Annotated in this window: 24 protein-coding genes and 2 riboswitches; of the genes, 6 read left to right on the top strand and 18 right to left on the bottom strand. The window is 66.0% G+C overall.

The features are described from left to right. Window positions 1-19: 19 nt before the first annotated feature. From AC6CHY_RS09795 to AC6CHY_RS09850, 12 genes are all read right to left on the bottom strand, one after another. A complete protein-coding gene (locus tag AC6CHY_RS09795) occupies window positions 20-1,195 on the bottom strand; it encodes a hypothetical protein (protein ID WP_498226596.1) in 1,176 nt (391 codons plus the stop codon). A gap of 360 nt (window positions 1,196-1,555) precedes the next feature. Next, window positions 1,556-3,877 (bottom strand): FdhF/YdeP family oxidoreductase, encoded by a 2,322-nt coding sequence (locus AC6CHY_RS09800; protein WP_217388361.1) that lies wholly within the window; start codon window positions 3,875-3,877, stop codon window positions 1,556-1,558. A 75-nt stretch (window positions 3,878-3,952) separates the two neighbouring features. Beyond that, window positions 3,953-4,786: a formate dehydrogenase accessory sulfurtransferase FdhD gene (fdhD, locus tag AC6CHY_RS09805; protein WP_498226597.1), complete on the bottom strand. Its 834-nt coding sequence runs from the start codon at window positions 4,784-4,786 to the stop codon at window positions 3,953-3,955. Between the two features lie 64 nt (window positions 4,787-4,850). After that, a complete protein-coding gene (locus tag AC6CHY_RS09810; RefSeq protein WP_217388359.1) occupies window positions 4,851-6,050 on the bottom strand; it encodes a molybdopterin molybdotransferase MoeA in 1,200 nt (399 codons plus the stop codon). A 10-nt stretch (window positions 6,051-6,060) separates the two neighbouring features. Then, window positions 6,061-6,339: a DUF6457 domain-containing protein gene (locus AC6CHY_RS09815; RefSeq protein ID WP_217388358.1), complete on the bottom strand. Its 279-nt coding sequence runs from the start codon at window positions 6,337-6,339 to the stop codon at window positions 6,061-6,063. Between the two features lie 15 nt (window positions 6,340-6,354). Continuing rightward, complete coding sequence (gene mobA / locus AC6CHY_RS09820) at window positions 6,355-7,023, bottom strand: molybdenum cofactor guanylyltransferase (RefSeq protein ID WP_217388357.1); 669 nt, start codon at window positions 7,021-7,023, stop codon at window positions 6,355-6,357. Next, a complete protein-coding gene (locus AC6CHY_RS09825) occupies window positions 7,020-7,517 on the bottom strand; it encodes an HNH endonuclease (RefSeq protein ID WP_217388356.1) in 498 nt (165 codons plus the stop codon). Before AC6CHY_RS09825 ends, mobA begins: the two co-directional genes overlap by 4 nt. Window positions 7,518-7,783: 266 nt before the next feature. Continuing rightward, window positions 7,784-8,680, bottom strand: coding sequence for a F510_1955 family glycosylhydrolase (locus AC6CHY_RS09830; protein WP_217388355.1), 897 nt, complete (start codon window positions 8,678-8,680; stop codon window positions 7,784-7,786). Window positions 8,681-8,695: 15 nt separating this feature from the next. After that, window positions 8,696-9,292: a DUF305 domain-containing protein gene (locus AC6CHY_RS09835; protein WP_254455951.1), complete on the bottom strand. Its 597-nt coding sequence runs from the start codon at window positions 9,290-9,292 to the stop codon at window positions 8,696-8,698. Between the two features lie 605 nt (window positions 9,293-9,897). Beyond that, window positions 9,898-10,728: a C40 family peptidase gene (locus AC6CHY_RS09840; protein WP_217388354.1), complete on the bottom strand. Its 831-nt coding sequence runs from the start codon at window positions 10,726-10,728 to the stop codon at window positions 9,898-9,900. 5 nt (window positions 10,729-10,733) lie between these two features. Next, a riboswitch (cyclic di-AMP (ydaO/yuaA leader) is annotated at window positions 10,734-10,895 on the bottom strand. A gap of 119 nt (window positions 10,896-11,014) precedes the next feature. After that, the gene (locus AC6CHY_RS09845; protein ID WP_336245056.1) at window positions 11,015-11,938 is read right to left on the bottom strand and encodes a M23 family metallopeptidase; all 924 of its coding nucleotides are present in this window, start codon (window positions 11,936-11,938) and stop codon (window positions 11,015-11,017) included. 87 nt (window positions 11,939-12,025) lie between these two features. Beyond that, a riboswitch (cyclic di-AMP (ydaO/yuaA leader) is annotated at window positions 12,026-12,200 on the bottom strand. A gap of 92 nt (window positions 12,201-12,292) precedes the next feature. Beyond that, entirely contained in the window at window positions 12,293-12,988 is a 696-nt protein-coding gene (locus AC6CHY_RS09850; RefSeq protein ID WP_217388353.1) for an iron-dependent transcriptional repressor DtxR, read from the bottom strand. A 196-nt stretch (window positions 12,989-13,184) separates the two neighbouring features. Here AC6CHY_RS09850 and serC point away from each other — a divergent pair, with 196 nt between their 5' ends. Next, on the top strand, window positions 13,185-14,306 hold the full coding sequence (serC, locus tag AC6CHY_RS09855) for a phosphoserine transaminase (RefSeq protein ID WP_498226598.1): 1,122 nt from the start codon (window positions 13,185-13,187) through the stop codon (window positions 14,304-14,306). Between the two features lie 179 nt (window positions 14,307-14,485). On the opposite strand, the gene AC6CHY_RS09860 is transcribed toward serC, so the two are convergent. Beyond that, a complete protein-coding gene (locus AC6CHY_RS09860) occupies window positions 14,486-15,007 on the bottom strand; it encodes a DUF3027 domain-containing protein (protein ID WP_498226599.1) in 522 nt (173 codons plus the stop codon). A 4-nt stretch (window positions 15,008-15,011) separates the two neighbouring features. Beyond that, entirely contained in the window at window positions 15,012-15,395 is a 384-nt protein-coding gene (locus tag AC6CHY_RS09865; protein WP_217388350.1) for a cold-shock protein, read from the bottom strand. A gap of 250 nt (window positions 15,396-15,645) precedes the next feature. On the opposite strand from AC6CHY_RS09865, the gene AC6CHY_RS09870 reads away from it, so the two are divergent. The 5 genes from AC6CHY_RS09870 to AC6CHY_RS09890 all read left to right on the top strand — a co-directional run bounded on the left by AC6CHY_RS09870 (window position 15,646) and on the right by AC6CHY_RS09890 (window position 19,659). Beyond that, window positions 15,646-15,876, top strand: a complete 231-nt coding sequence (locus tag AC6CHY_RS09870; protein ID WP_217388349.1) for a hypothetical protein — start codon at window positions 15,646-15,648, stop codon at window positions 15,874-15,876. A 133-nt stretch (window positions 15,877-16,009) separates the two neighbouring features. Continuing rightward, entirely contained in the window at window positions 16,010-16,720 is a 711-nt protein-coding gene (locus AC6CHY_RS09875) for a response regulator transcription factor (RefSeq protein WP_217388348.1), read from the top strand. Between the two features lie 81 nt (window positions 16,721-16,801). Continuing rightward, window positions 16,802-18,238: a sensor histidine kinase gene (locus AC6CHY_RS09880; RefSeq protein WP_254455984.1), complete on the top strand. Its 1,437-nt coding sequence runs from the start codon at window positions 16,802-16,804 to the stop codon at window positions 18,236-18,238. 177 nt (window positions 18,239-18,415) lie between these two features. Then, the gene (locus AC6CHY_RS09885) at window positions 18,416-18,706 is read left to right on the top strand and encodes a WXG100 family type VII secretion target (protein WP_217388346.1); all 291 of its coding nucleotides are present in this window, start codon (window positions 18,416-18,418) and stop codon (window positions 18,704-18,706) included. 56 nt (window positions 18,707-18,762) lie between these two features. Continuing rightward, entirely contained in the window at window positions 18,763-19,659 is an 897-nt protein-coding gene (locus tag AC6CHY_RS09890) for a DUF4031 domain-containing protein (protein ID WP_217388345.1), read from the top strand. On the opposite strand, the gene AC6CHY_RS09895 is transcribed toward AC6CHY_RS09890, so the two are convergent. The 4 genes from AC6CHY_RS09895 to AC6CHY_RS09910 form a co-directional block, all read right to left on the bottom strand. Continuing rightward, window positions 19,631-20,440 carry a phosphotransferase gene (locus AC6CHY_RS09895; protein ID WP_217388344.1) on the bottom strand — a complete coding sequence of 270 codons (810 nt, stop codon included), beginning with the start codon at window positions 20,438-20,440 and terminating at the stop codon, window positions 19,631-19,633. The genes AC6CHY_RS09890 and AC6CHY_RS09895 overlap by 29 nt on opposite strands. 207 nt (window positions 20,441-20,647) lie before the next feature. Continuing rightward, window positions 20,648-22,285: a chaperonin GroEL gene (gene groL / locus AC6CHY_RS09900; protein WP_217388343.1), complete on the bottom strand. Its 1,638-nt coding sequence runs from the start codon at window positions 22,283-22,285 to the stop codon at window positions 20,648-20,650. A gap of 280 nt (window positions 22,286-22,565) precedes the next feature. Next, window positions 22,566-23,234, bottom strand: a complete 669-nt coding sequence (locus AC6CHY_RS09905) for a LytR C-terminal domain-containing protein (RefSeq protein ID WP_498226600.1) — start codon at window positions 23,232-23,234, stop codon at window positions 22,566-22,568. A gap of 94 nt (window positions 23,235-23,328) precedes the next feature. Next, complete coding sequence (locus tag AC6CHY_RS09910; RefSeq protein WP_217388341.1) at window positions 23,329-23,625, bottom strand: DUF3263 domain-containing protein; 297 nt, start codon at window positions 23,623-23,625, stop codon at window positions 23,329-23,331. Window positions 23,626-23,737: the final 112 nt, after the last annotated feature.

A 23,737-nucleotide genomic window follows, 5' to 3' on the forward strand; every position in this document is an offset into this window, starting at 1 on the left:
GCCCGCCACGGGCCGTGGGTCAGAGCGCTCTGCCGGCGATGATTTTTCTGGCGGCATCCAAGTGCCCGGGTTTGCATGCCCCGCCGTATCCCGAGCGCCACGTCGTCGTGTACCCAGAACGGGGATCATACTCCGAGCCCTTCAGCCGGGCGCCCATGGCCACCGCCATGCAATCCGCCATGTGCTCGGTCCCGGAGGCGGTCCGGGGTTTGCCGTAGGCCTTGTCCATGCCCTTGTCCATCCGGGTGAAATCGTACTTGTAGGCACGGTACTGCAGGATGTGGGCGCACTCGTGATACTGGATGGAAAGAGCCAGCGGATGGTTCGGGTCGAGCTTCTTCCCGCGGAAGCCGTTCGTGTCCAGGCTGATTCTTTCCTTCATGTTGCCGATCCAACCACTGGCTTCGGCCTCGTTGGGTCGGTTCGGGCCCGCGGTGATGGGCACTCCCCTGCACCATTTGGCGATGTTCTTCGCCGCCGAGGCCTCCCAGCTCAGCCGGCCGATCCGGACGTTCCCGGCAACCCTGGCTGCCTGGGAGGACTTGACCCACCCCGTCCGGCCTGCGTACTGGACCTGCACCCGGCCGTTCGACCTGGCATTGGTCGGGCTGCCAAGCGTGTAGTCTGCCGGGATCCTCGCCAGCTGCTTCCTTGAACGGGCCGACTGATACAGCGCGGTGACGGAGGAGGTCTGGTATTTTGCCATGCTGGCCCGCCGGATATCGGCAGACCGGGCCCATCCCTTCGTACCGGCGATGTAGAACTGGGTGTGGGCCCGGCTGGTTAGTCCAGTGGCCGCCAGCATTTGGCCCCGGGGCACAACCGCCACCACAGCCCCCTTGCCCGGTGATTTGCGCAGGCTCGTCTTCCTGAGTGCCTCATGTGTGTGCCGTGGCAGCCGTTTCGTGTTGGCCAGCGGGTACCATCCGGTCATGCCGCGGACACCGGCCTGGACCGATCGACCTTTGGTGGAACTGGTGTTCAAGGTGGCGCCCCGCTTGGCGGTTGCCACGCTGCCGCCCGATGTCGAGGCCGACGGCATCGCCGCCGCGGCGGAAACGGAGGGCGTCGGTACGGCGATCCGGTGGGCGGCGGGAGCCGGGGACGGAGCAACCAGCGCCAATACCAGCGCTGCGGCGAAGACCAGGGCGGGGAAGCGGATGGCAAAGCTCCTTGGGAACGTGGGATGCGCCATGGGACCACCGGAATGGCCCTTGCGAAGCGTGGTGCTCGCTAGGCACGATATTAGCCGACGATTCGTGCGCCGGCATCGGCACCGGCGCGCCAAACCGAGCTTGTTCCACGTGCTCGACGGTCGCCGCAACGCGGGCTTGACCAGCGCTTGGCCAGGGTTTCAGAAGAAGGTGGCCGGACAGGTCCGGGAGGCTAGCCGGGTGGTTGCCCCGCGGGGATCCACGCGTCCTTTCCGCGTCGGGACAGCCGGTGGCGCGAAGCCCCGCCATCGCCCGCGGACCCGGTTTCGGTGGCGCGAAGGCAGGCCGTGCCGTGCCAGGAACCGGTCCCGGCACGGCTCGGCCTCGCCCGCCGCACATTGCTAGCTGTCGAGCGTCGGGCCCGGGGCCAGCTCGTGCGGCACGAAGCGCACCATGATGGCCTTGAACCCGGGGGTGTTGGATTCGCGGGCCACCAGGTCGCGGTGGACCAGCGCATTGGCCTCGGGGAAGTACGCGGCGGCGCAGCCCTTGGCGGTCGGGTAGGAAACCAGCCGGAAGCGGTTGGCTCGGCGTTCGGTGCCGCCGAAGGTGGAAATGACGTCAACCAGCGCCTTGTCCTCCAAGCCAAGCTCAACGAGGTCCTGCGGGTTGATCAGGATGACCCGACGGCCGTCCTTGATGCCGCGGTAGCGGTCGTCCAGCCCGTAGAACGTGGTGTTGTACTGGTCGTGGCTGCGCATGGTCTGCAGGACCAGGTGGCCCTCCGGCGCGTAGAGTGCCTCGAAGGGCGAGACCGTGAACTTGCCCTTGCCGATATCGGTGGCGAAGGAGCGCGAATCGCGCGGCGGGTTGGGCAGCACAAAGCCGTTGCGTCCGCGCACCCTGCGGTTGAAGTCCTCGAAGCCCGGCAGCACCCGGGAGATGTGGTCGCGGACCACGTCGTAGTCGTCGGCCATGGCCTTCCAGTCCACCACGTGGTCCTCGCCGAGAATGGCGGTGGCCATCCTGGCCACGATGACAGGTTCGGCCAGCAGGTGCTCCGAGACCGGCTTGAGCCGGCCCTGCGTGGAGTGGATGACGGACATGGAGTCCTCCACGGATAGGAACTGCGGTCCGCCGGGGTGCTTGTCGTCGCGGTCCGTGCGTCCGAGCGTGGGCAGGATCAGCGAGGTCTGCCCGTGCACCACGTGGGAGCGGTTGGGCTTGGTGGAGATGTGCACGGTGAGCTTGGCGCGCTGCATGCCCGCCTCCAGCGCCTCGGTTTCCGAGTTCGCCAGGGCAAAGTTGCCACCCATGGACACGAACACGTCAACGGAGTCCTGCTCGAAGGCATGCAGCGCCTCGGTGGAGTCGTAGCCGTGGGCGCGCGGGGAGTCGATCCCGAATTCGGAATCGAGGGCGGCCAGCAGCGCCTCGCCGGGCTTTTCCCAGATGCCCATGGTCCGGTCGCCCTGGACGTTGGAGTGGCCTCGCACCGGGCAGGCGCCGGCGCCGGGCTTGCCGAAGTTGCCCTGCACCAGCAGCAGGTTGATGATTTCCTTCAGCGTCGGCACCGAGTGCGGCTGCTGGGTCAGTCCCAGCGCCCAGCAGAAGATCGAGGCCTTGGACTTGATGAGCAGCTCGGCGACGGTGGTGATCTCGGCCCGGGTCAGTCCGGTGGCTTCCTCGGTGGCTTCCCAGTCCAGCGTGGACCGCGCTTCCCTGTAGGCCTCGTAGCCGTCCGTGGCCGAATCGATGAAGGCCTTGTCGATCACGGTTCCGGGGTTCTTGGCCTCGGCCTCGAAGAGCAGGTGTCCGAAGGCCTGGAAGAGCGCCAGGTCCCCGCCGACCTTGATCTGCAGGAAATGGTTGCTCACGTCGTCGGGGCGTCCGAGCATGCCGCCGACGGTCTGCGGGTCCTTGAACCCGAAGAAGCCTGCCTCGGGCAGCGGGTTGACCGCCACGACGTGGGCGCCGCGCTTGCGCGCATCGGCCAGCGCCGAGAGCATCCGCGGGTGGTTGGTTCCGGGGTTCTGGCCGATGACGAAAATCAGCTCGGCGTGCTCGAAGTCCTCCAGGGACACGGTGCCCTTGCCGATGCCGATGGTGGGGTTCAGCGCCGATCCCGAGGACTCGTGGCACATGTTGGAGCAGTCTGGCAGGTTGTTGGTGCCCAGGGATCGGGCCAGCAGCTGGTACATGAAAGCCGTCTCGTTGGCGGTGCGCCCCGAGGTGTAGAAGACGCACTTGTCCGGCGTGGTCGCGTTCACGTGCTCGCCGATGGTGGCAAAGGCCTGCGCCCAGGTGATGGGCGTGTAGTGGCTTTCGCCCTCGCGGATGATCATGGGTTCGGTGATCCGGCCCTGGGACCCGAGCCAGTACTCGGTCTTCTCGCGCAGGACGTTGATGGGGTGCTTGGCCCACCATTCGGGGGTCACGGTGCGGGCGCTGGCTTCCTCGGCGATGGCCTTGGCTCCGTTTTCGCAGAATTCGGCGGGCTTGCGCGCCCCGGTGATGGATTCAGGCCAGGCGCAGCCCGGGCAGTCGAAGCCGCCGCGCTGGTTGATGCGCAACATCGAGCTCAGCGTCCGGCCGACGCCGGCCTCGGCGAAACCGCGTTTCATGGACACCATCACGGCCTCGACGCCGGCCGCGCTGCGTTTGGGCTCGGTGACTTTCAGGTCGTCTTCGTTGATGTCCTGCGTTGGGGCTGGCCGATGCATGTGTCCTCCACGTCGATGTGCGGTGTCTTTGACCGTAGTCGCGCGCGTGCCGGAAATCCGGGAGCCCGATTCGGTCTAGGAGCCGGTCTTCACCCTGTCGGCATGCGTATACAAGTTCACCGTACTACCCCGGGAGAAAGCCGCAAGCGTCAACCCGGTTTCATCGGCCAGTTCCACTGCCAGCGAAGACGGTGCACTGACGGCAGACAGCACCGGAATCCCGGCCATCGCGGCCTTTTGCACCAGCTCGAAGGATGCGCGCCCGGAGACCTGCAGGATGGTGTCATGAAGCGGTAATTTTTGCTCGCGCAGCCCGGCCCCGATGACCTTGTCCACCGCGTTGTGCCGTCCCACGTCCTCACGCAGCACTAGCAGCTCCCCCGCGGTGGTGAACAGGCCGGCCGCATGCACTCCCCCGGTGGCGCTGAAAAGGTTCTGGGCCTCACGCAGGGTGTCGGGCAGGCCCAACAGCACCTTCACGTCCAGGTGGCCCCGGGCGGGGTCCAGCGGATAGGAGGATTTCTTGGAGACCTCGTCGATGGAGTTGGTGCCGCAGATCCCGCAGGCCGAGGAGGTGACCACGTTTCGTGCCGCGGAAAGGTCCGGAGCCTGGGCACCGAAGCCGACCTGCACGTCGATGACGTTGAAGGTCTGGTTTCCCTCCTCGTCGGTGCCGGCGCAATAACGCATGGAAACCAGGTGCTCGGTGCGGCTGATGATTCCCTCGGCGAGCAGGAAACCTGCAACCATGTCGAAGTCGTCGCCGGGGGTGCGCATGGAAGTGGTGAAGGATGTCCCGTTGAAGCGGATTTCCAGCGGTTCCTCGACCGCGAGTTTTTCCTCGCGGGCGATCCGTGCGCCGTCCAGCGTTGCGCGGACGATGCGCCTGCGGGTTATTTTCCGTCCCATGTCCTCATTGCCTTTCCTTGCGATGGCCGCGTTCCGCACCTTGCTCGGTGCCGCGACCGCACACCTACCAAGGTAACCGAAGATAGGGCACGGGGTCGCCGGCAGCGACGCCGCCCGGACCGACCACCAGGATGGCATCGGCAGCGGCCAAGCCGCGCAGCATGGCCGGTGCCACGTGCTCCGCCGGTGCCAGCAAATCGGGGCCGCGCGCGCCGGAGGCCGGGACCCAGCGGGCCGGGACCAGGCGAGTCCGTCCCGGCAGCACGGCGAAGTCGGTGGCCGAGGACGCCGAACCCAGTGTGGCCAATTCGCTGCCGCACGCCCCGCGCAGGATCGGGTCAACGAGCGTTGCCACGGCCATGAGCGCCGCCAACGGGTTCCCGGGCAGCGCCACCAGCAGGCGGTTTCCGGGCAGGAGGGCAACCATTGACGGGTGGCCGGGACGCATGGCCACCGAGGAGATGATTTCCTCCCCGCCGATGGACCGCACCGCCGCCCGCACGAAGTCGCGGTCGGAGAACCCGGTGCCTCCGGTGGTCACCACCAGGGCGGCCGCCCGGGCCTCGTCGCCGTCAATGGCGGCAACCGTGGCTGCAAGGGTGTCTCCGATGCGGGAGCTGCTTGCAACACTGCCCCCAAGGGCTGCGACGACCTGGGGCAGCACCGGGGAGAATCCGTCACGGACCTGGCCCGGACCCGGGTGCCCGGAGGTGATGACCTCGTCCCCGGTGAACACCAGGTGGACGGCCGGGACGGCCGCCACCAACAGTTCGTCGTGACCGGCCACCGCCGCGGTGGCGATGACGCCGGCGCGCAGCAGGGTGCCGGCGGCCGCCAGAAGTTCGCCCGCGACGGCCTCGGTTCCGGAGGGCCGGATGTCGGCACCCGCGCGCAGCGTCCTGTCGCTGGTGAGTGTGGCGCCCTCAAGCGTCGAGTGTTCGACGCGCAGGATGGAGGTGGCGCCCTCGGGGATCAGGGAGCCGGTGACCACGGCGGTGGCCTCGCCTGCGGACAGCGCCGTGTTGTCCCCGGCGCCGGGGTTGGCTGCCAGCGCCTTGAGCAGCCTCCATGGCCCGGGCCCGTTGACCGCATAGCCGTCCATGGCGGAGGTGGCGCAATGCGGCATCGGGTATGCGGTTACGAGGTCGGCGGCCAGGATGCGCCCGCCGGCCTGGTGCAGGGGAACTGATTCGGGGGCGCCTGCAATCCGGGCACCCAGCGCGTGTGCGTCCTCGCGCGCGGCCGCCCACTGGTGGTCTTCCACGGTGTCTTTGCTAGGCGTTGTCGGAGGAGGGCGTGCGCGCGGCAAGGACCGCGCGGGCAAGCGAATCGGCCGCGTCCATGGCGGGCTTTTCGCCCGACCGGGCGCTGCCGACGGCAAGGCCGGCCGCGTAGCCGGCCAGGTAGGTGGTCAGCGGTGCAGCAGGACGAACGATGGTGTGTGCCGCAACCCCTGCAAGCGAAAGCACCTGGTCGATGTCGACCTGGGTGTCGGTGAGTTCAAAGGCCGCCAAAAGTTCCCTGACCCATTCCTCGAGTTCCGCTGCAGGCATTGTGCAATCTCCTTGTTAGTGGCCGTTGGCCACCGCTATCCCGTGCCGCCCGGCATCCCCGGGCGTGTCGATGTCGCTGAAGTCCGCGTCGGGAAGCTTCAGGCGCTCCATCTGCACTGTAGCAAGCAGACGCATCATTGATGCATTTTCGAGACTTCCGCGGGGCTCGGCGGCCAGGTCGATCGCTCGGCGGAGCGAAGGGGTGAGAATGGCGCAGGAAAGCGTCTGGAGCACGCCGGAGGCATCCTGCGGCACCCATGCCTCGATGCCCGCGGCGGGGTTCTCGGTGGCGGCAAGCAGCGCGACCACGACCGGACCGGGGTCCAACAGGTCAGAGGCCAGCACCAAGGTCAGCTCGGAGGCCTGATTCTGGCGCTGGGCGTTCTCGTCGTCGGGGCCGTCGTCCAGGGCGGCCCGCCCGGCGGCGACCGCCGCCGCGGGACCCGCAAAGGTGGGGTATTCGCGGGTGATGACCACGCGCTGGAAATCCGGTGCGGTATCCATGTACCGGGTGACGGCTTCGGCCAACGCGTGGGCGCCGACCACCGCGATCGCCTGGGCGTCGCGGACGGCATTCAGGGAATGTTCGAGCAGCGTCTCGCCGCGGTGCTCCAAAAGGGGTTTGCTGACCCCGCCCAGGCGGGATCCGCGGCCGCCGGCCACGATGATCGCATCGAATTTCATGCTGCACTCCGTAAGAAAGGACTCCAGGCTTCTGCGGGGCGCTCAAGTTCGGTGATGAACCATTGGGCGCCTCGCGGTCGGCTCGGGGCGAACCGCAGCTTCCAGCCCAGCTGTGCAAGCGTCCGGTCTCCCTTGGCGCTGTTGCAGCCCTGGCATGCCGCTACTAGATTCTCCCACGAATCCTCCCCGCCGCGGCTCCGCGGCATGATGTGGTCGATCGTGTTGGCGCTGCGCCCGCAATAGCCGCAGCGGTGTCCGTCGCGGCGCAGCACCCCGCGGCGTGAGACGTTGATGGAGTTGCGGTAGGGAAGACGAATGTACCGATTCAGCAGGATCACCGTGGGCCGGGGCATCACCTGGTTCACTCCGACGACCGGGTCGCGGTCGTCATCGGCAAGGACGGTGGCCTTGCCGGTGAGGACAAGGAGAAGTGCCCGGCGGAAGGTGATGACCGCCAGCGGTTCAAATCCTGCATTCAGTACTAGGGTTCGCATGCGCGCATCCTTAGATCCTGACCCGGCGCAACAGAGGGACCCGTCCACGACGGAAATCCCTCACGGTGGCGCACGCGGCACTCGGCTTTGGCTCCTGAGCCCTAGCCTAAAACAAGAAACCGCCGTTTTGCGCGTTTTTGGTGTAAACCAGTTGAAATTGCCACCATAATTTTTCCCGCCGTACACCACCTGCACATGTGGCGGGCGAAGGATGCCCGGCCCCGCCCTCCTGCGCGGGGTCGGGCCCCGCGCCAGAGGAACATAGGTCACCGGCCGGACGTAAAGTGAACCGTGAAACCCTTGGCGGCGTTGGTCGAATACTCGACACCGGCGGAACTTGAGACCCAGATGTCTTTTCCTCCTCTGCCCAGCGCGACCGCGTCAACCATCCCCGCGGCCCGTGCGCCCTCGCTCCAGTTCACTCCACCGTCGGTGCTGGTCCACGCGACGTTGTCCGGGGTGAAGCCCACGGCTGTCTGCCCGGCCAACGCCACGTACTGCAGCACGGGCGCGCCGGGGTTCGGCTCGGAGAAGGACTGCCCGTCGTCGGTGGAACGCCAGATGCCCTGTTCGGTGGTTGCCAGCACGGTGGTCCCGCTCGGGTCTGCAGCCAGGGTTGCCGGCCGGATCCGGGGGTCGCGATCCTGCCAGTTTTTGCCGTCCGCGGTGGAGCGCAACGCTCCGTCAAAACCGATGATGGCATTCCTGGACACCGTGAGCGCGTGGAAGTCCGAGATCCCGGAGCGCGAGAGGGTGTCCCAGGTCTCGCCGCCATCGGTGGACCGCATCAGTCCCAACGGATTTTCCAGGTCGGTTCCCGGGCCGGGGTGTCCGGAGGCATAGAATTCGTTGGCTCCGAGGCTGAATCCCATCCAGTCGACGAGGGGACCGATGCGCCTGGCCGGGCTGACCGACACGTCATACAGTCCCTCATGGGTGGCAAGAAGGACCTTGTTGTCACCGATGGCTGCAATGCCGTGGACATGGGCGCGGGGATAACCCTCGACCGTGACGGCCGCCTCGCCCGGCGCGGCCGCCGGGTTGAGGCTGTTGCCGGCGGTTGCGCCCTGGGATTGTGGCGCGACTGCGCAGCCGCCCAGCACCAATGCCCCTAACAGCGACAGCGGCAGGATCATGGATTTGTTAATGGGGAGCAACTTCACGGCCGTGGCTCCCGCCTACTTCTTCAGCATTTCGCGCATGTGGCTGATCTCGGCGTTCTGTGTGGTGATGATCGCGCGCGACAGGTCGAGGACCTTCGAGTTCTTGCCGGAGGCCAGGGCCTCTTCGGCCATTTTTGTAGCTCCCAGGTGGTGCTCGATCATTTGCTGAAGGAAGAGTTCCTCTGACTGGCCTCCGCGGGCGGACTTAAGCGAGTCGAGCTCCGCCTCGCCGAGCATTCCGTCCATCGCCATGCCATGGTCCACGGTTCGGGATTCTCCCCAAGCAGTCAACCAGGATTCCATCAACGAGATTTCCGGTGCCTGCGCATCCTTGATCTGGGTGGCCAGCTTGGCAAGTTCCGGGCTCACTGAGGCCTTGTCCAGCATGATCTCGCTCATCTCCACCGCCTGTTCGTGGTGCGGGATCATCATTTGCGCGAACATCGTGTCGGCGCTGTTGTGCGCCTCGACAGGCGCCTGCCGGGAGGCTTCCGTCCCCGCCGCGTGATCCGTGCCGGTGTGCTCCGTTCCGGCAGTCGCGCAGCCAGCCAGCAGTACGGATCCTGCCAGGAAGGCAGCGGAAATCGACAATGTGGTCTTGGTATTCTTCAACGGCTTTTCCTTGCGTATGGATGAGAAATCTGGTCCGGTGCGTCCGGACCTCTCATCTTCGGCTGATGCCGAGCCGCAATGGCGAGGGGCCGGCGGGGATATAGTCCATCCGCGGGAGCACCCCGAGGAACCGGCTCAGGGGCCAGGCGCGAGACACCTTGGCTCCCGGTACGGGCCGGGCGAGCCTGAAGGCCAGCAACAGACACAAGGCACACGCCCCGGCGACGGTGCATTCGCCAAGCCCCACCACTTCGATGTGCCCCGGGGCCTGGATCGTGGTCAGACTTTCGGGGCCCGCACCGGGATCGACGGAGACTGTGACGTGAGTGCCACTTGAATGACTCCCGTCGCGACCTTCGTGTCCGGAAGCGGAGCCCCAGGCCGCGCCCAGGACGTGCATGGAAAACAGGCCCAGAAAGAATATGCACAGCAGGAGCGAGCGAACCCAAGGTCGCCCTGACCACGATGCGGAGCCTGATTGCAACATTTTCACATCACCAACCATATACCCATCCGGGGTATTGCTCCATCGGGATTGCCGTTTTAAACAACAAGGCCCCCGCTCGATCCTTGCGGATCACCCGGGGGCCTTGGAACGCTTGAACTTAGCCCTTGAGGGTGTAGTAACCGTAGAGGGGGTTGCGGGAGACGTCGTGGAGCATGGTGTCGACGGTCGGGTTCTGTGCACCGATCATCTTGCCGCCACCGAGGTAGATGCCGACGTGGCCGCCACCGTTCTGGAAGACCAGGTCGCCCGGCTTCGGGGAGCTGGTGCGCACGAACTGGCCGGAGGCGCGGATTGCCGAGGTGCCGCGGGCGATGTTGATGCCGTGCTGTGCGTAGACATACTTGACGAAGCCGGAGCAATCCCAGCCCGACGGGGTGTTGCCGCCCCATACGTAGGGGACGCCGACGTACTTGGCCGCTGTAGCCGCGATGCCCGAGAGGTTGGCGGTGTTCATCGATTCGCTCTTGGGCTTCGGGGCCGAGGCCGCCGGAGCGCTATCGCGGTTCGAGCGCGTGACCGGTGCGAAGGCGTCCGAGCTGTTGCTGGAACGGGTCTCCGGGGCGGTGTTGTTGGAGCGAGTCGAGACCTCATTGGCCACGGCGATGACGACCGGAGCCGGTGCTGGCTTGGAGGTGAACGCCGCGCGCTCGATGTTCAGGTCCTTGGCCTTGGAAGCCGAGACCGAAACGGCCTTGACGGCTACGCGCTCTGCGGAGAGGCCTTCAACGGGAACCGCGCTTGCTTCGCGGGAAACATCGCCCTGGGCCGGAACGCCCAAAGTCAGTACCAGGCCGGATGCGGCTGCAATGACTGCTGCCTGGCGGCCAACGGATCCAGCATTCGAGGCAACAGCCTTCGAGATGGATTCGAGTGGGTTGGTCCGAACCGGGGTCGCGCGGTGGCGGCCCAATGCTTGACGTGTAGTCACGTAGTAATGCCTCTCCTGATGCCTGCGAGGTGAGCTGTCGGGTTCGAGTGGGAGTCACTCGGCAATCCGGCCGCCAGGCCGAACCACTTAACCCCAAGGCTTCCTGGTGTGGAAACCGAAAGTGGGTCCCCCGCCACTGCCAAACGAGTTTTGAACGGACACCGTGGGCTGGCAGTGCTCGGCACTTCCCGCGGCGGTGAGCAGGGTTGTTCCCTGATCACTTACTTAGAATATATGAAGCGAATCCAAAAGTCACGTTCTGATCACGGAACGGTGACAATTGCCGTTATAACCAGCCCTCGGGGTTGACCCACTTGCCGTTGACGATGACCTCAAGGTGCAGGTGGGGGCCCGTTGAATTGCCCGTGCTGCCACTCAGGGAGACGACATCGCCGCGCTTGACCTTTTGTCCCACTGAGACCTTCAGGGCCGAGTTGTGGTTGTAGCTGGTGTGCAAGCCGTTGCCGTGGTCGATCTCCACGCGGAAACCGGAGTGTCCGGCCCAGGCGGCCTGCACCACGGTGCCGGCGGCGCTGGCCTTGATCGGGGTGCCCATCGGCACGGCGTAGTCCAGGCCATTGTGGTTCATGAAGCCCGGGCCCGTTGGATTCTTGCGGAATCCGAAGCGCGAGGTCAGGCGAATGTTGTCCACCGGCTGGGCCAAGACCCCGCCGGCAGCGATCTTGGTGACATCTCCACCGGCAGCGGTCATGATTGTTGCCAGCTTGTCTTCCTCGGTGAATTCACTGGTCAGCGAGGCTCGCTCGATTTTCACCTGATCGTCGGCCGGGGCCTTGACGTCAACCACGACGGACTGGGCGACGCGCTCGGTGCCCGCGGTTGCCGTCTCGGCATCCTTCGCGGGTGAGGCGGCAGCGAATGCAAGGCCGGACACTGCGGCGACTGCGGCAAGCTTGTGCGTGAACCCGATGCGGGGGCGTTGCGGCCGGGGCGCGAGCTTCAGGACGTCATCCAGCTCGTCGGCTTCGGCCGGAGCGGCAATCGGTGCGGCGGGCGCAGCCAGGGCGACGGGAATTTCGGTTGCGGCAATGGCTGCCGCGTCCGGGGATGCGCCGTAACGCAGGCCGGCCGCAAAGCGGCGGCCGGTGTACTGCGTGGCATCCTGGGCCTCAACGGAATCCGGGACCACGCTCAGGGCGCGTCGACCGGCACGTCGGGAAGTAGTTTCACCGCTCAGGGCGGTGTCCACGATCTGCTCTATTGAGCCTTCAGCAGGCGAAGCATCAACGGGACCGGACGCACGTCGGCGACCGGCAGTGTGCTGCTGAGTCAAATGTCAACCTCTCATATATCGCCTGCGAAGTTAGCTGTCGGATTCGAGTCATGAGATCAACTCGGCAGAGCCCACCAAGGCGGACTCAGCTTCACCCCAAGATCCATGGTCGAAGACCAGGAACGGTTGATTGGGTCCTCCGCCCCTACCGGGAATTCTGACTCCGCGATCCGCCGGTAGGGTTATGCGAATCGGATCGGGACTGGATTACCTAAGTGCAACCCAACGTAAGACACTACCGGGATTTATGCCAAAGTTACAATTCCGTTATCAATCCATGCGGCGGACAAACACATGGGCGCTGACTTCGGTCGGAAGCTCCAGCGCGCCCTCGATCCCCTGCACCCGAACGACCACGTAATCGCCGGCCCGTTCGAGGGTGACTAGGGCCCCCGGGCGGATGCCGCCCTCATCGAGTTGCACCAGCAGCTCGGGTTCGACCTGGATGGTTTCGGCAAGGCGCTCCACCCGGACCGGGCCGAGGTTTCCGTCGACAAGGGCCGAATCGAGACTTTGGACACCTACCGAGATTTCCGCCAGTCCCGGACCGCCCAGGGTCTCCAGTCCGGGGATCGGGTTTCCATAGGGCGAGGACTCGGGCGCACCGAGCAGCTTGTACAGCCGCTGCTCCACGCGCTCGCTCATCACGTGCTCCCAGCGGCAGGCTTCCTCGTGGACGTACTCCCATTCCAGGCCGATGACATCGGCCAGCAGGCGCTCGGCCAGGCGGTGCTTGCGCATCACGCCGGTGGCAACGTCGGCGCCATGCTCGGTCAGTTCAAGGTGGCGGTCGGTGGTCACCACGACCAGGCCGTCGCGTTCCATGCGGGCCACCGTTTGCGAAACCGTGGGCCCGGAATGCCCAAGTCGTTCGGCAATACGTGCGCGCAGGGCAACGATGCCCTCCTCCTGGAGTTCCAGAATGGTACGCAGGTACATTTCGGTGGTATCGATCAAATCTGACACGTTTGCAGCTCCCGCATGGGTTGATTGTTACAAGAGTTCACTACGCTTTCCACTCTACCCGCGTTCACATTGGCGTCTCGCTATTACACATTGGGCCCTCCGGTGCGGGATTATTGAAGCACTGGGCACCCTCAATGCGCATCGGATTGCGGCAGCGGAAGTGTCCAAAGCGTAAAACCCCCTTATGAGGAGCAACATGAGCACCGGCGTGACTATTCCCCAAGACCTTTTGCCCGTGGACGGCCGATTCGGCGCAGGACCCTCCAAGGTCCGCCCCGAACAGGTACAGGCACTCCTCGACGCGGGCACGCAGCTCCTGGGAACATCCCACCGCCAGGCCCCGGTGAAGAACCTGGTTCGCGACATCCAAGAGGGACTCAAGACCTTCTTCAACGCCCCCTCCGACTACGAAGTGGTCCTGGGCGTGGGCGGCTCCACCGCCTTCTGGGACATCGCCGCCTTCGGCCTGGTCCGCAACAAGGCCCAGCACCTGTCCTTCGGCGAGTTCGGTTCGAAATTCGCCGCCGCGACCAACAAGGCCCCGTTCCTGGAACCGTCCACGATCATCGTCTCCGAGCCAGGGACCCGTCCCGTCCCCGTGGCCGAAACCGGCGTGGATGTATACGCTTGGCCCCAAAACGAGACCTCCACGGGCGTCGCAGCACCGGTGCACCGCGTCGAAGGGGCCGACGAGGGATCACTGGTCCTCATTGACGCAACGTCCGCCGCCGGCGGCCTGGACGTCGACGTCTCGCAGGCCGATGTTTACTACTTCGCCCCGCAGAAGAACTTCGCCTCCGACGGCGGCCTGTGGATTGCTCTCTTCTCCCCCGCGGCCATCGCCCGGGCAGAGGAGATCGCCGCTTCCGGCCGTTGGATCCCCGACTTCCTGAACCTGAAGACGGCGATCGACAACTCGCGCCTGAACCAGACCTACAACACCCCGGCACTCTCCACCCTGGTCTCGCTCAATGCCCAGGTGCAGTGGCTCAACGGCAACGGCGGCCTGAAGTTCGCCGCCGCCCGCACGGCCGACTCCGCTTCCCGCATCTACGACTGGGCCGAGGCCTCCGATGTGGCGACCCCCTACGTCGCCGCCCCCGAGGAACGTTCCAACGTCATCGCCACCATCGACTTCGACGATTCGATCGATGCCGCGGCGGTGGCCAAGACACTGCGCGCCAACGGCGTGGTGGATGTGGAGCCGTACCGCAAGCTCGGCCGCAACCAGCTGCGCGTGGCGACCTTCGTGGCCATTGAGCCCGACGACGTCTCCGCCCTGCTCAAGTGCATCGAGTACGTACTGAAGAACAGCTAGCTTCCTCCGGGAACATAGAGGGCGCCGACCTGACGCGGGAATGATCCCGCGTCAGGTCGGCGCCCTCTTTTTCGGCCGGGGCTGCCGGCGATACGGCAAAGGAAACGGGCGGCGATCTGGTGACCGCCGCCCGCTACCTGAGGCGCTCCAGGCGACTAATCCCCTGGTTGCTTATTCATCTACTTGGTGTCGGCATCCGACTCGACGGCCGCCACGTCCGCGGCGGCTTCGTCCACCGCTGCCGCCGACTCCCGTTCGCCTTCCGGGGTCTCTCCGTCCGCGGCGGCCGGGTTGGGCTCCCCGTGGGCCTCGGCCTCGGCATCGACACCAGTGCCTTCGGCCGCGGCCGCGGCTTCCTCGGCGGCGCGGCGCTCGGCGTCCATCTCCTCCGGGCGAACCCTCTCGGCCCACGGCACCCAGGCCGGCGCCAGAAGCGCGTCTTCGCCGGGAAGGATCCCGACCTCGCACACCGTCAGGTCCTTGGCCTGGGCGCGCGGGACACGGGTCAGCGTGGCAAACCAGCTCCAGCCCTCGTAGCCGGGGAGCAGCGCCTCGAAGCGGTGGGTCACCAGGCGTTCGCCGTCGTTGACGGCATCGATGTATTCACCAATGCTGGCGTCGTCCGTGATTTCCAGCAGCGCCTTGCGTGCGGGCTCAACGGCCTTTGCCAGTGTCGTGTCGAGTATTGCTTTGCGGGCCATGTGATCAGGCATCCAAATCGTCGGCTACGGCGCGCAGCACAGCTGCGACCTTGGCACCCTGGGCTTTTTCCGGGTAACGGCCCCTGCGCAGTCCGTTGGAGACCGAGTCGAGCACCTTGATGAGGTCCTCGATCAGCACTGCGGTGTCCTCGGCCGGCTTGCGCTTGGCACGGGCCACGGAGGGCGCGTCATCAATGATGCGCACGCTCAGGGCTTGTGCTCCCTTGCGGCCCTCGGCGACGCCGAATTCCATGCGGGTACCTGCACGCAGCTCGGTCGTGCCCGCGGGCAGCGCCGAGGCGTTCAGATACACTTCCTGGCCTTCGTCGGTTACCAGGAACCCGAACCCCTTGGAGGGTTCGTACCATTTCACTTTGCCGGTTGGCACGTCTAACTACCTCGTTCTTGCGTCTCAATGGGGCAACGACGGGGGTCAAGAAAGTTCCGCGTTCCCATTTCTGGCGATCTCCCGGCGCGAAACCACGCAGCCCGTCCCCCGATGGGGGCTTGCGGGCGGGCTCATGCGTCCGGGGAAGTCTATATCTTCTAGGGTACGACATCAGCGGCTTTGCCCCTTCCCATCCGCGGGGGCGGGGCCCCAATGTGGCTGTTTCGCAGGTGCGCGGTAGTTTTAAGGGGTGAACACCACCGCCGACACCCCAGCATCCCAGCGCATCCTGACCTTCCTGGCCGGCGGCGTTGCCATCATCTCGCTCGCCGCCCTGGCCGTCATTCTCGTCCAGTACGCCATGCAGCTGGCCCCGGCCCCGGCGCTGATTGCCGTGTCGCTCTATGGACTGCCGCTGGCATTCATCCTGCTCATGGTGATCCTGGTGCTGAACTTCCGCCAACGTCGCCGTTCCCGCTAGCCCACATGTCCCGGAATCCCACGTAACGCCCTGCGGACTCCGGGCATCTTGGGGGCGTTCGCCGGGCCGGGAACCCTTGCGCACACAAGAAACACACAGGATTCTTACAGATAGCGGTTGCAGACTGGTAACCATGAATGCCAAAACCCCCGAAGCAAAGCTCCTGGTCGTCGACGACGAACCAAACATCCGTGAATTGCTTTCCACCTCCCTGCGTTTCGCGGGCTTCGAGGTGGTTGCGGCGGCCAACGGGCGCGAAGCCCTGGCCGCGGTGGAAGCCGACACCCCCGATCTGGCCGTGCTCGACGTGATGCTCCCGGACATGGACGGTTTCACCATCACCCGCCGGCTGCGCGCCGCAGGCAAGCACTTCCCGGTGCTCTTCCTCACCGCCCGCGACGACACCGAGGACAAGGTCACCGGACTGACCGTCGGCGGGGACGACTACGTCACCAAGCCCTTCAGCCTCGACGAGGTCGTGGCCCGCATCCGCGCGGTGCTGCGCCGCACCCAGCCGGCCGAGGAGGACAGCGCCATCATTCGCGTGGACGACCTCGAACTGGACGACGACGCTCACGAGGTCCGCCGCTCCGGCGAGGTCATCGAGCTCTCCCCCACCGAGTTCAAGCTGCTGCGCTACCTGATGATGAACCCCAACCGGGTGCTCTCCAAGGCGCAAATCCTTGACCACGTGTGGGAATACGACTTCAATGGGGACGCCTCGATCGTGGAGTCCTACATTTCCTACCTGCGCCGCAAGATCGACTCCCGAGCCGAATGGCCCTCGCTGATCCAGACCAAGCGCGGTGTCGGCTACCTCATGCGGACCGCCGACCGCCGCTAAGACGAAAGGCCGGTTCCCCACGTGGAAAGTGCCCGCAGATTCTGGCGACAGGTGTCGTTGCGGACCAAGCTCGTGGCGCTCATGAGCTCCCTGATGATCGTGGGGATCGTGGTCACCGCCGTCGGCTCGGCCCAGTCGCTGCGGTTGATGCTCACCGCCCAGCTGGACACGGACCTGAAGTCCAACAGCGCGACCATCACCGCCACCATGCTCAACGACTATGCGGGCATCGCCGAGATCAACCCCAAGTCCAACGGGCTCGCGCGCTTCTACGGGGACCTGCGCAACGAGTCCGGCGAGATCCTCTACACCATGCCGCGCAAGGCCGCCACGGACAACAAGCCGCTGGATGCCCCGGCCGTCGACGCCGGGGAAATCGCGCGGATGCGGGAGGACCCGGCCGCCTCGATCTCGGTGCGCGGCACCAACCTCGGTTCGGCCGGGTGGCGGGTGCGCATCGTGGATCTGCCGCGCACCGATTACGACTTGATCTATGCGCTGCCGATGACCTCGGTGCAGGACACCGTCACCAAGGCCACGATGCTGGTGATGTCCACCGGCATGCTTGCCACGTTGCTGATGTCGATGATCGCCTACGGAATCACCACCCGGGCGCTGCTGCCGCTGCTGCGCGTCGAACGCACTGCGGCGGCCATTGCCGCCGGGGACCTCTCCCGCCGCGTGGAGGACTACCCGCCGGAAACCGAGGTCGGGCGGCTCTCGCGCTCGCTGAACGCGATGCTGGCGCACATCGAGCACGCCTTCCGCGGGCGGGCGGCCTCGGAGCGCAAGATGCGCCGCTTCATCCAGGACGCTTCCCACGAGCTGCGCACCCCGCTGGTGACCATCCAGGGGTATTCCGAGTTCTACCGGCAGGGCGGGCTCAACGACCCGGAGATGCTGCGCACCGCGATGGGGCGCATCGAGGCCGAGTCCAAGCGCATGGCCCAGCTGGTGGAGGACCTGCTGACCCTGGCGAGGCTGGACGAGCAGCGCCCGCTGGAGCGCAAGCCCATCGACCTGCTCCTGCTGGCCGGGGACGCAGCCGAGGACACCCGGGTCAATGCCGTGGACCGCAAGGTCCGCCTGATCGGCCTGGACGGCGGGGCCCCGCAGCCTGCACCCACTTCCGGGGACGAGGCCAGGCTGCGGCAGGTCGTGGCCAACCTGATGACCAACGCACTGCGATACACCCCCGAGGGCAGCGACATCGAGATCGCCGTCGGCGTCAAGCCCGTGATCGACGGGAGGTCCGACGCGGTGCTGGAAATCCGCGACCACGGCCCGGGCATTTCCGAGGAGGACGCGGGGCGGGTGTTCGAGCGGTTCTACCGCGCCGATTCCTCGCGGCAGCGCGAGACCGGCGGGACCGGGCTGGGGCTGGCCATCGTCGCGGCGATCGCCGCGCAGCATGACGGTTCCATCCGGCTCAGCGACACCCCGGGCGGCGGGGCCACCCTGTCGATCCACCTGCCCTACGTCAAGCCCGAGGACGAGCCGGACGAGGACGAGGACTGATCCTCCGCCTGGCGTTGTCCACACCCCGTTGCGGCCCCCGGACCGCGGCGGGGTGCGTGCCCTAGCCTGAAAACGGAGGCACGCATCCAACCAAAGCGCGCTTCCCTCCGGGCCCTGTGCGGGATTGTCGCCCGCGGACCGGTGCCAATTCGCCATTGCACGGGAGTGAAGCCCATCATGAGCACCTTTGCCGCCAACACCAACGAAATGCAGGCCCGGTCCATGAACCTGCATGCCACCATCGAGCGCGTCCGGGCGGAGGTGAACTCGTTGACCTCCTCGCTGCAGGACCTGCAGGGCACCTGGCAAGGAGCGGCCTCGGCCAATTTCCAGTCCGTGGTGGCCGACTGGCGCAACACCCAGGCACGGGTGGAGGAGTCGCTGGCCTCCATCGGAACCGCACTGAACCGGGCCTCGGTGCAATACGACGAGGCCGAGGCCGCCAACGCGTCCCTCTTCACGTACTGACCTCCTGGGGCGGCCAGTCGCCGGGGCGCGATGCACGCGCGTATTAGTCTGGGGACGTGTCCATCCTCATTGATCCCCCGTCCTGGCCGGCCCACGGAACGTTCTTCTCGCATCTGGTCTCCGATGCATCGCTTGAAGAATTGCACGACTTTGCCCGGGACCAGGGCCTGCCCGAGCGCGCCTTCGACCGGGACCACTACGACGTGCCGCAAAAGCGCCACGACGATCTGGTCGCGGCTGGCGCCGTCCCGCTCCCCGCCACCGAGCTGGTGCGCCGGCTCATAGCCTCGGGGCTGCGGGTGCGCGCCAGGGAACGGCCCGAACGCCTGGACACGGTGTTGCTCGCCCGCTGGGACGCTCTGGGGCTCGGTGCCCCGGAGCTGGGCCGTGAGCTGCTGGAATGTTGGAGCCAAGAGCAGCGCGTCTACCACGACCGGGCGCACCTGCTGGCGGTGTTGACGGCCCTGGACACCCTGACCGGCGGGACGGCGGCCGGAGGGGCGCACCTGCCGGTATACCTGGCGGCGTGGTTCCACGATGCCGTGTATCGCGGCGCGGCAACGGATGAAGAGGATTCGGCGGCGCTGGCCACAGCGCTCCTGCCCGGCCACGGCATCGCCGCTCCCGTGGCGGGCGAGGTCAGGCGCCTCGTCCTGCTCACCAAGACGCACAAGCCCGAACCCGGCGATGCTGCCGGTGCCCTGCTCTGCGATGCGGACCTGGAGGTCCTGGCCCGGCCCCCCGCTGCCTACAGGCGGTACACCGCCGCGGTCCGCCGCGAATACGCCCACGTGCCCGACGCCGACTTTGCCCGCGGGCGCTCCGCCATCCTGCGCGGGCTGCTCGACGGCGGTTCCCTGTTCTCCAGCGAACGAGGGCGGGCGCTCTGGGAAGATGCGGCGCGGGCCAACCTGTCGGCCGAGCTCAGGGAACTTGACGCCCCGGCGCAGTAGTCCGCGGTCGCTGCCCGGCCCCGTTTCCCCCAAGCGTTGACGCCCAGAGCGGTTCGTTTTCCCGCACGAACCGCGCGGCACCCGCCCAATGGCGGCCATGCCCGTCGACGAACATTCCGGCCCACGGCCGAATGTCCCTGCGGTGGGCCTCGTGGAGGAAATCGTACATGGCCATGGTGCGCTCCCCCAGGGCACCGGGCAATCGGGCGCGCAGATCGGCGTCGGCCCGGTAGCCGTCGAGAACAAGCACCCGCAGTCGCGCCGCCGCCCTCCCCGGATCCTCACCGGCGACGAGGAAGGCAAACGACTGTGCCGCATAGGCCAGATCCCAAAGCCGGGTACTCGGACCCGCGCCGTCCCAGTCGATGAAGGCCAGGCGCTCCCCGGCAACCAGGTTCCACGGGGCGAGGTCGTTGTGGCAGATCAGGTTCGCGTGGGGAACCGGGATCACGGTGGACCAGGAATCGTCCGGGTTCCGTTCGAAGCTTTCGGCGGTGTCGTGGATCCGGCGGATCCGGCGCCCGACCTCCTCCAGGACCTCCAACGGCAGGGGCCTGTCATGAGGCGCCGGTGTCCCGGGGGCAAATTCCGTAACCTGCCGGCCCTGGGCGTCCTTGCCCAAAGGCAGCGGGACGTCGGTGAGACCCTGCTCGCGGAGGTGGGCCATGAACCTCTGTACCGAGGGCGTGCTTTCAAGCCAGGGCTTGCGCACGGTCATGCCGATGCGCAGTACTTCCCCCGCGGCATTCCCGCCGGCCAGCGGCTCTTGGATTTCCGGCATGGCCCCATCCTATTCCGGCGCGCCGTGCACCGGGAGCGGGGCTTTTCCGCGGCGTCCGTTTTCCCGTCGCTTCCTTGTTAAAGCGGCAAGCCGCCTTCCCGGGCGGTGTACCGTCCTCCCGTGGGGAGGAACGGTGCACCGCGGGAAAGCGGCTCACGGTATTAGCCAGATGCTGCTAACGCAGGCAGGCGCGGTAGGCAGGGGGGATTAGAATCCGCCCATGCCGCCCATGCCACCCATGTCGTCGCCACCCGGTGCTGCTGCGCCTGCCGGAACCGGCTTGTCAGCGACAACGGCTTCGGTGGTCAGGAACAGGCCGGCGATGGAAGCGGCGTTCTGCAGGGCAGAGCGCGTAACCTTTACCGGGTCGTTCACGCCGGCGGCGAGGAGGTCCTCGTACACGCCGGTGGCTGCGTTCAGGCCGTGACCTGCAGGCAGGCTCTTGACCTTGTCGGCGACAACGCCCGGCTCCATGCCGGCGTTGAAGGCGATCTGCTTCAGCGGAGCTTCGATGGCAACGCGAACGATGTTCGCACCGGTTGCCTCGTCGCCAACGAGTTCCAGCTTGGCGAATGCAGCAGCGCCGGCCTGGATGAGGGCCACGCCGCCACCGGCGACGATGCCTTCCTCGACGGCGGCCTTGGCGTTGCGCACTGCATCTTCGATGCGGTGCTTGCGTTCCTTGAGCTCGACCTCGGTAGCGGCACCGGCCTTGATGACTGCAACGCCGCCGGCCAGCTTGGCCAGGCGTTCCTGCAGCTTCTCGCGGTCGTAGTCCGAATCGGAGTTCTCGATCTCGGCGCGAATCTGGTTCACGCGACCGGCGATCTCCTCGGCGTCGCCGGCACCCTCGACGATGGTGGTCTCGTCCTTGGTGACAACGACCTTGCGGGCGGAGCCCAGCAGGTCGATGGTGGCGTTTTCGAGCTTCAGGCCGATTTCCTCGGAGATGACCTGGCCACCGGTGAGGATGGCGATGTCGGCCAGCATGGCCTTGCGGCGGTCGCCGAAGCCCGGTGCCTTGACGGCGACGGACTTGAACAGGCCACGGATCTTGTTCACGATCAGGGTGGCAAGGGCTTCGCCCTCGATGTCCTCGGCGATGATCAGCAGCGGCTTGTTGGACTGCATGACCTTCTCAAGGATCGAAACCATGTCCTTGACGTTGGTGATCTTCGAGTTGACGATCAGGATGTACGGATCCTCAAGGACCGTTTCCTGGCGCTCGTTGTCGGTGACGAAGTAGGCCGAGATGTAGCCCTTGTCGAAGCGCATGCCCTCGGTGAGCTCAAGCTCGAGGCCGAAGGTGTTCGACTCCTCGACGGTGATGACACCTTCCTTGCCGACCTTGTCCAGTGCCTCGGCGATCAGGGCGCCGATTTCGTTGTCGCCGGCGGAGATCGATGCGGTGGCGGCGATCTCTTCCTTGGTTTCGATTTCCTTGGCGGAGGCCAGGAGCTCAACGGTGACGGCCTCGACGGCCTTCTCGATGCCGCGCTTCAGGGACAGCGGGTCGGCGCCGGCGGCAACGTTGCGCAGGCCTTCCTTGACCAATGCCTGTGCCAGGACGGTGGCGGTGGTGGTGCCGTCGCCTGCGACGTCGTCGGTCTTCTTGGCAACTTCCTTGACGAGTTCCGCACCGATCTTCTCGTACGGATCCTCGAGCTCGATCTCCTTGGCAATGGAGACACCGTCGTTGGTGATCGTGGGGGCGCCCCACTTCTTTTCCAGGACGACGTTGCGTCCACGCGGGCCAAGGGTGACCTTGACGGCGTCAGCCAGGATGTTCAGGCCGCGCTCAAGGCCGCGGCGTGCTTCCTCATCAAATGCAATGATTTTGGCCATAGCGGCTTATGTCCTTTCGGGACGTTCATGCGTATCTACGACCTGAGGCAACGCCCGCGACGGACGAAGAATCCACGATGTCATGGGACGATCGCAAAAGCTTCTCGCTGCCCTGGTCAAGGACTCACTCAAACACCGCCCCGAAGCCGCACGTAGTCGGTCGAATCTTCGATCGAATTAGCAGTCGGGGCATGCGAGTGCTAATACAAATCTTGGCACTCAACCACTCGGAGTGCAAGCTGTGGGTCTTTGCCGTAAGCGTATTGCGGCGCTGCGCTCCCTAGCGGAAGTTGCTTCCCAGCACGATGGCGATATTGCCCGGGATGTTTGCGCTCTGCATGACCGAGGTGATGTCCAATTCCGCGGCCGCGGCCTCCGCGGTGGCCCGGTGGGTCTCTGAGCGGTAGTAGACCGTGGAGTAGGTGACCTTCTTGGTCCAGTTGGAAGCCGCGACGTTGCTGAACCCGGCGTTCTGCAGCTCGGTACGCGCCTTGCCGGCAAGGCCGCCGACCTTCGCGCCGTTGTAGACGCCCATGGCCATGGAGGTGTCAGCGTCTTCCGGCAGGGGGCTTTCGCTGGACTCGGCGGAGGAGCTGGCTTCGGTGGGCTCGGCCGATTCGCTTTCGGCAGGCGTTTCGCTGGCCTCGGACGGCGATTCGGACTCGGAAGGCGATTCCGCTGCCTCGGAAGACGCCGTGGCCTCCTGCGCGCCCGAGGAGCTGGCGGCAACGGATGCCGGATCGGTTGGGGTGCCCGTGAACTTGGGCAGGACCATGAAGGAGAAGAGTCCCACGACCAGGGCAATTGCCCCGAAAACCATCAGCCAACGCAAGCCGGATCGGGCCCCGCCCACGGATGCGGCGGCAGCCCAGCCGTTTTCGCGGTGCGATCCGCTACGGTTGCTGAACTCTGGGACGCGATCAAATTCATCGCGCGGATAGTTGGTCATGCCCGTCCTCGGTGATGTGGCTTGCAATGTGGGCATGCGCGGGTGCAGGAATACAAGTGCGGCCTGGCCCCGAAACGCCAGACGTGCGTTGCAATCATGCCTCGGATCCGAGCCGTTTCGCCGACCGAGCGCGATGCCTCGTCGTTCGTAGTCTACGCAATCGCTTGACCAGCATGGGGTCATGGGCCAGTGCCGCGTCCGTGTCGATGAGCGTGTTCAGCAATTGGTAGTAGTTGGTCGGGGAGATGGAAAACAGCTCCGAGATGGCTTGCTCCTTGGCTCCGGCGTACTTCCACCACTGGCGTTCCAGCGCGAGAATCCGCTGGGAACGCTCGTCCAGACCGCTGGATTCGTCAAGCTCGAACTCCAGCCCAAGTGCCTCGGATGACATTGCACTTCCCTCAACAATCCGGTTCCCCGGTTCACGGCGAACTACCGGGCAATCTGCCCCAACTGTAACTATTCTAACGTGTCGCCCCCGCAAACCGTTTGCCCATCCGGCT

Source organism: Paeniglutamicibacter sp. GQ140, assembly GCF_059759235.1.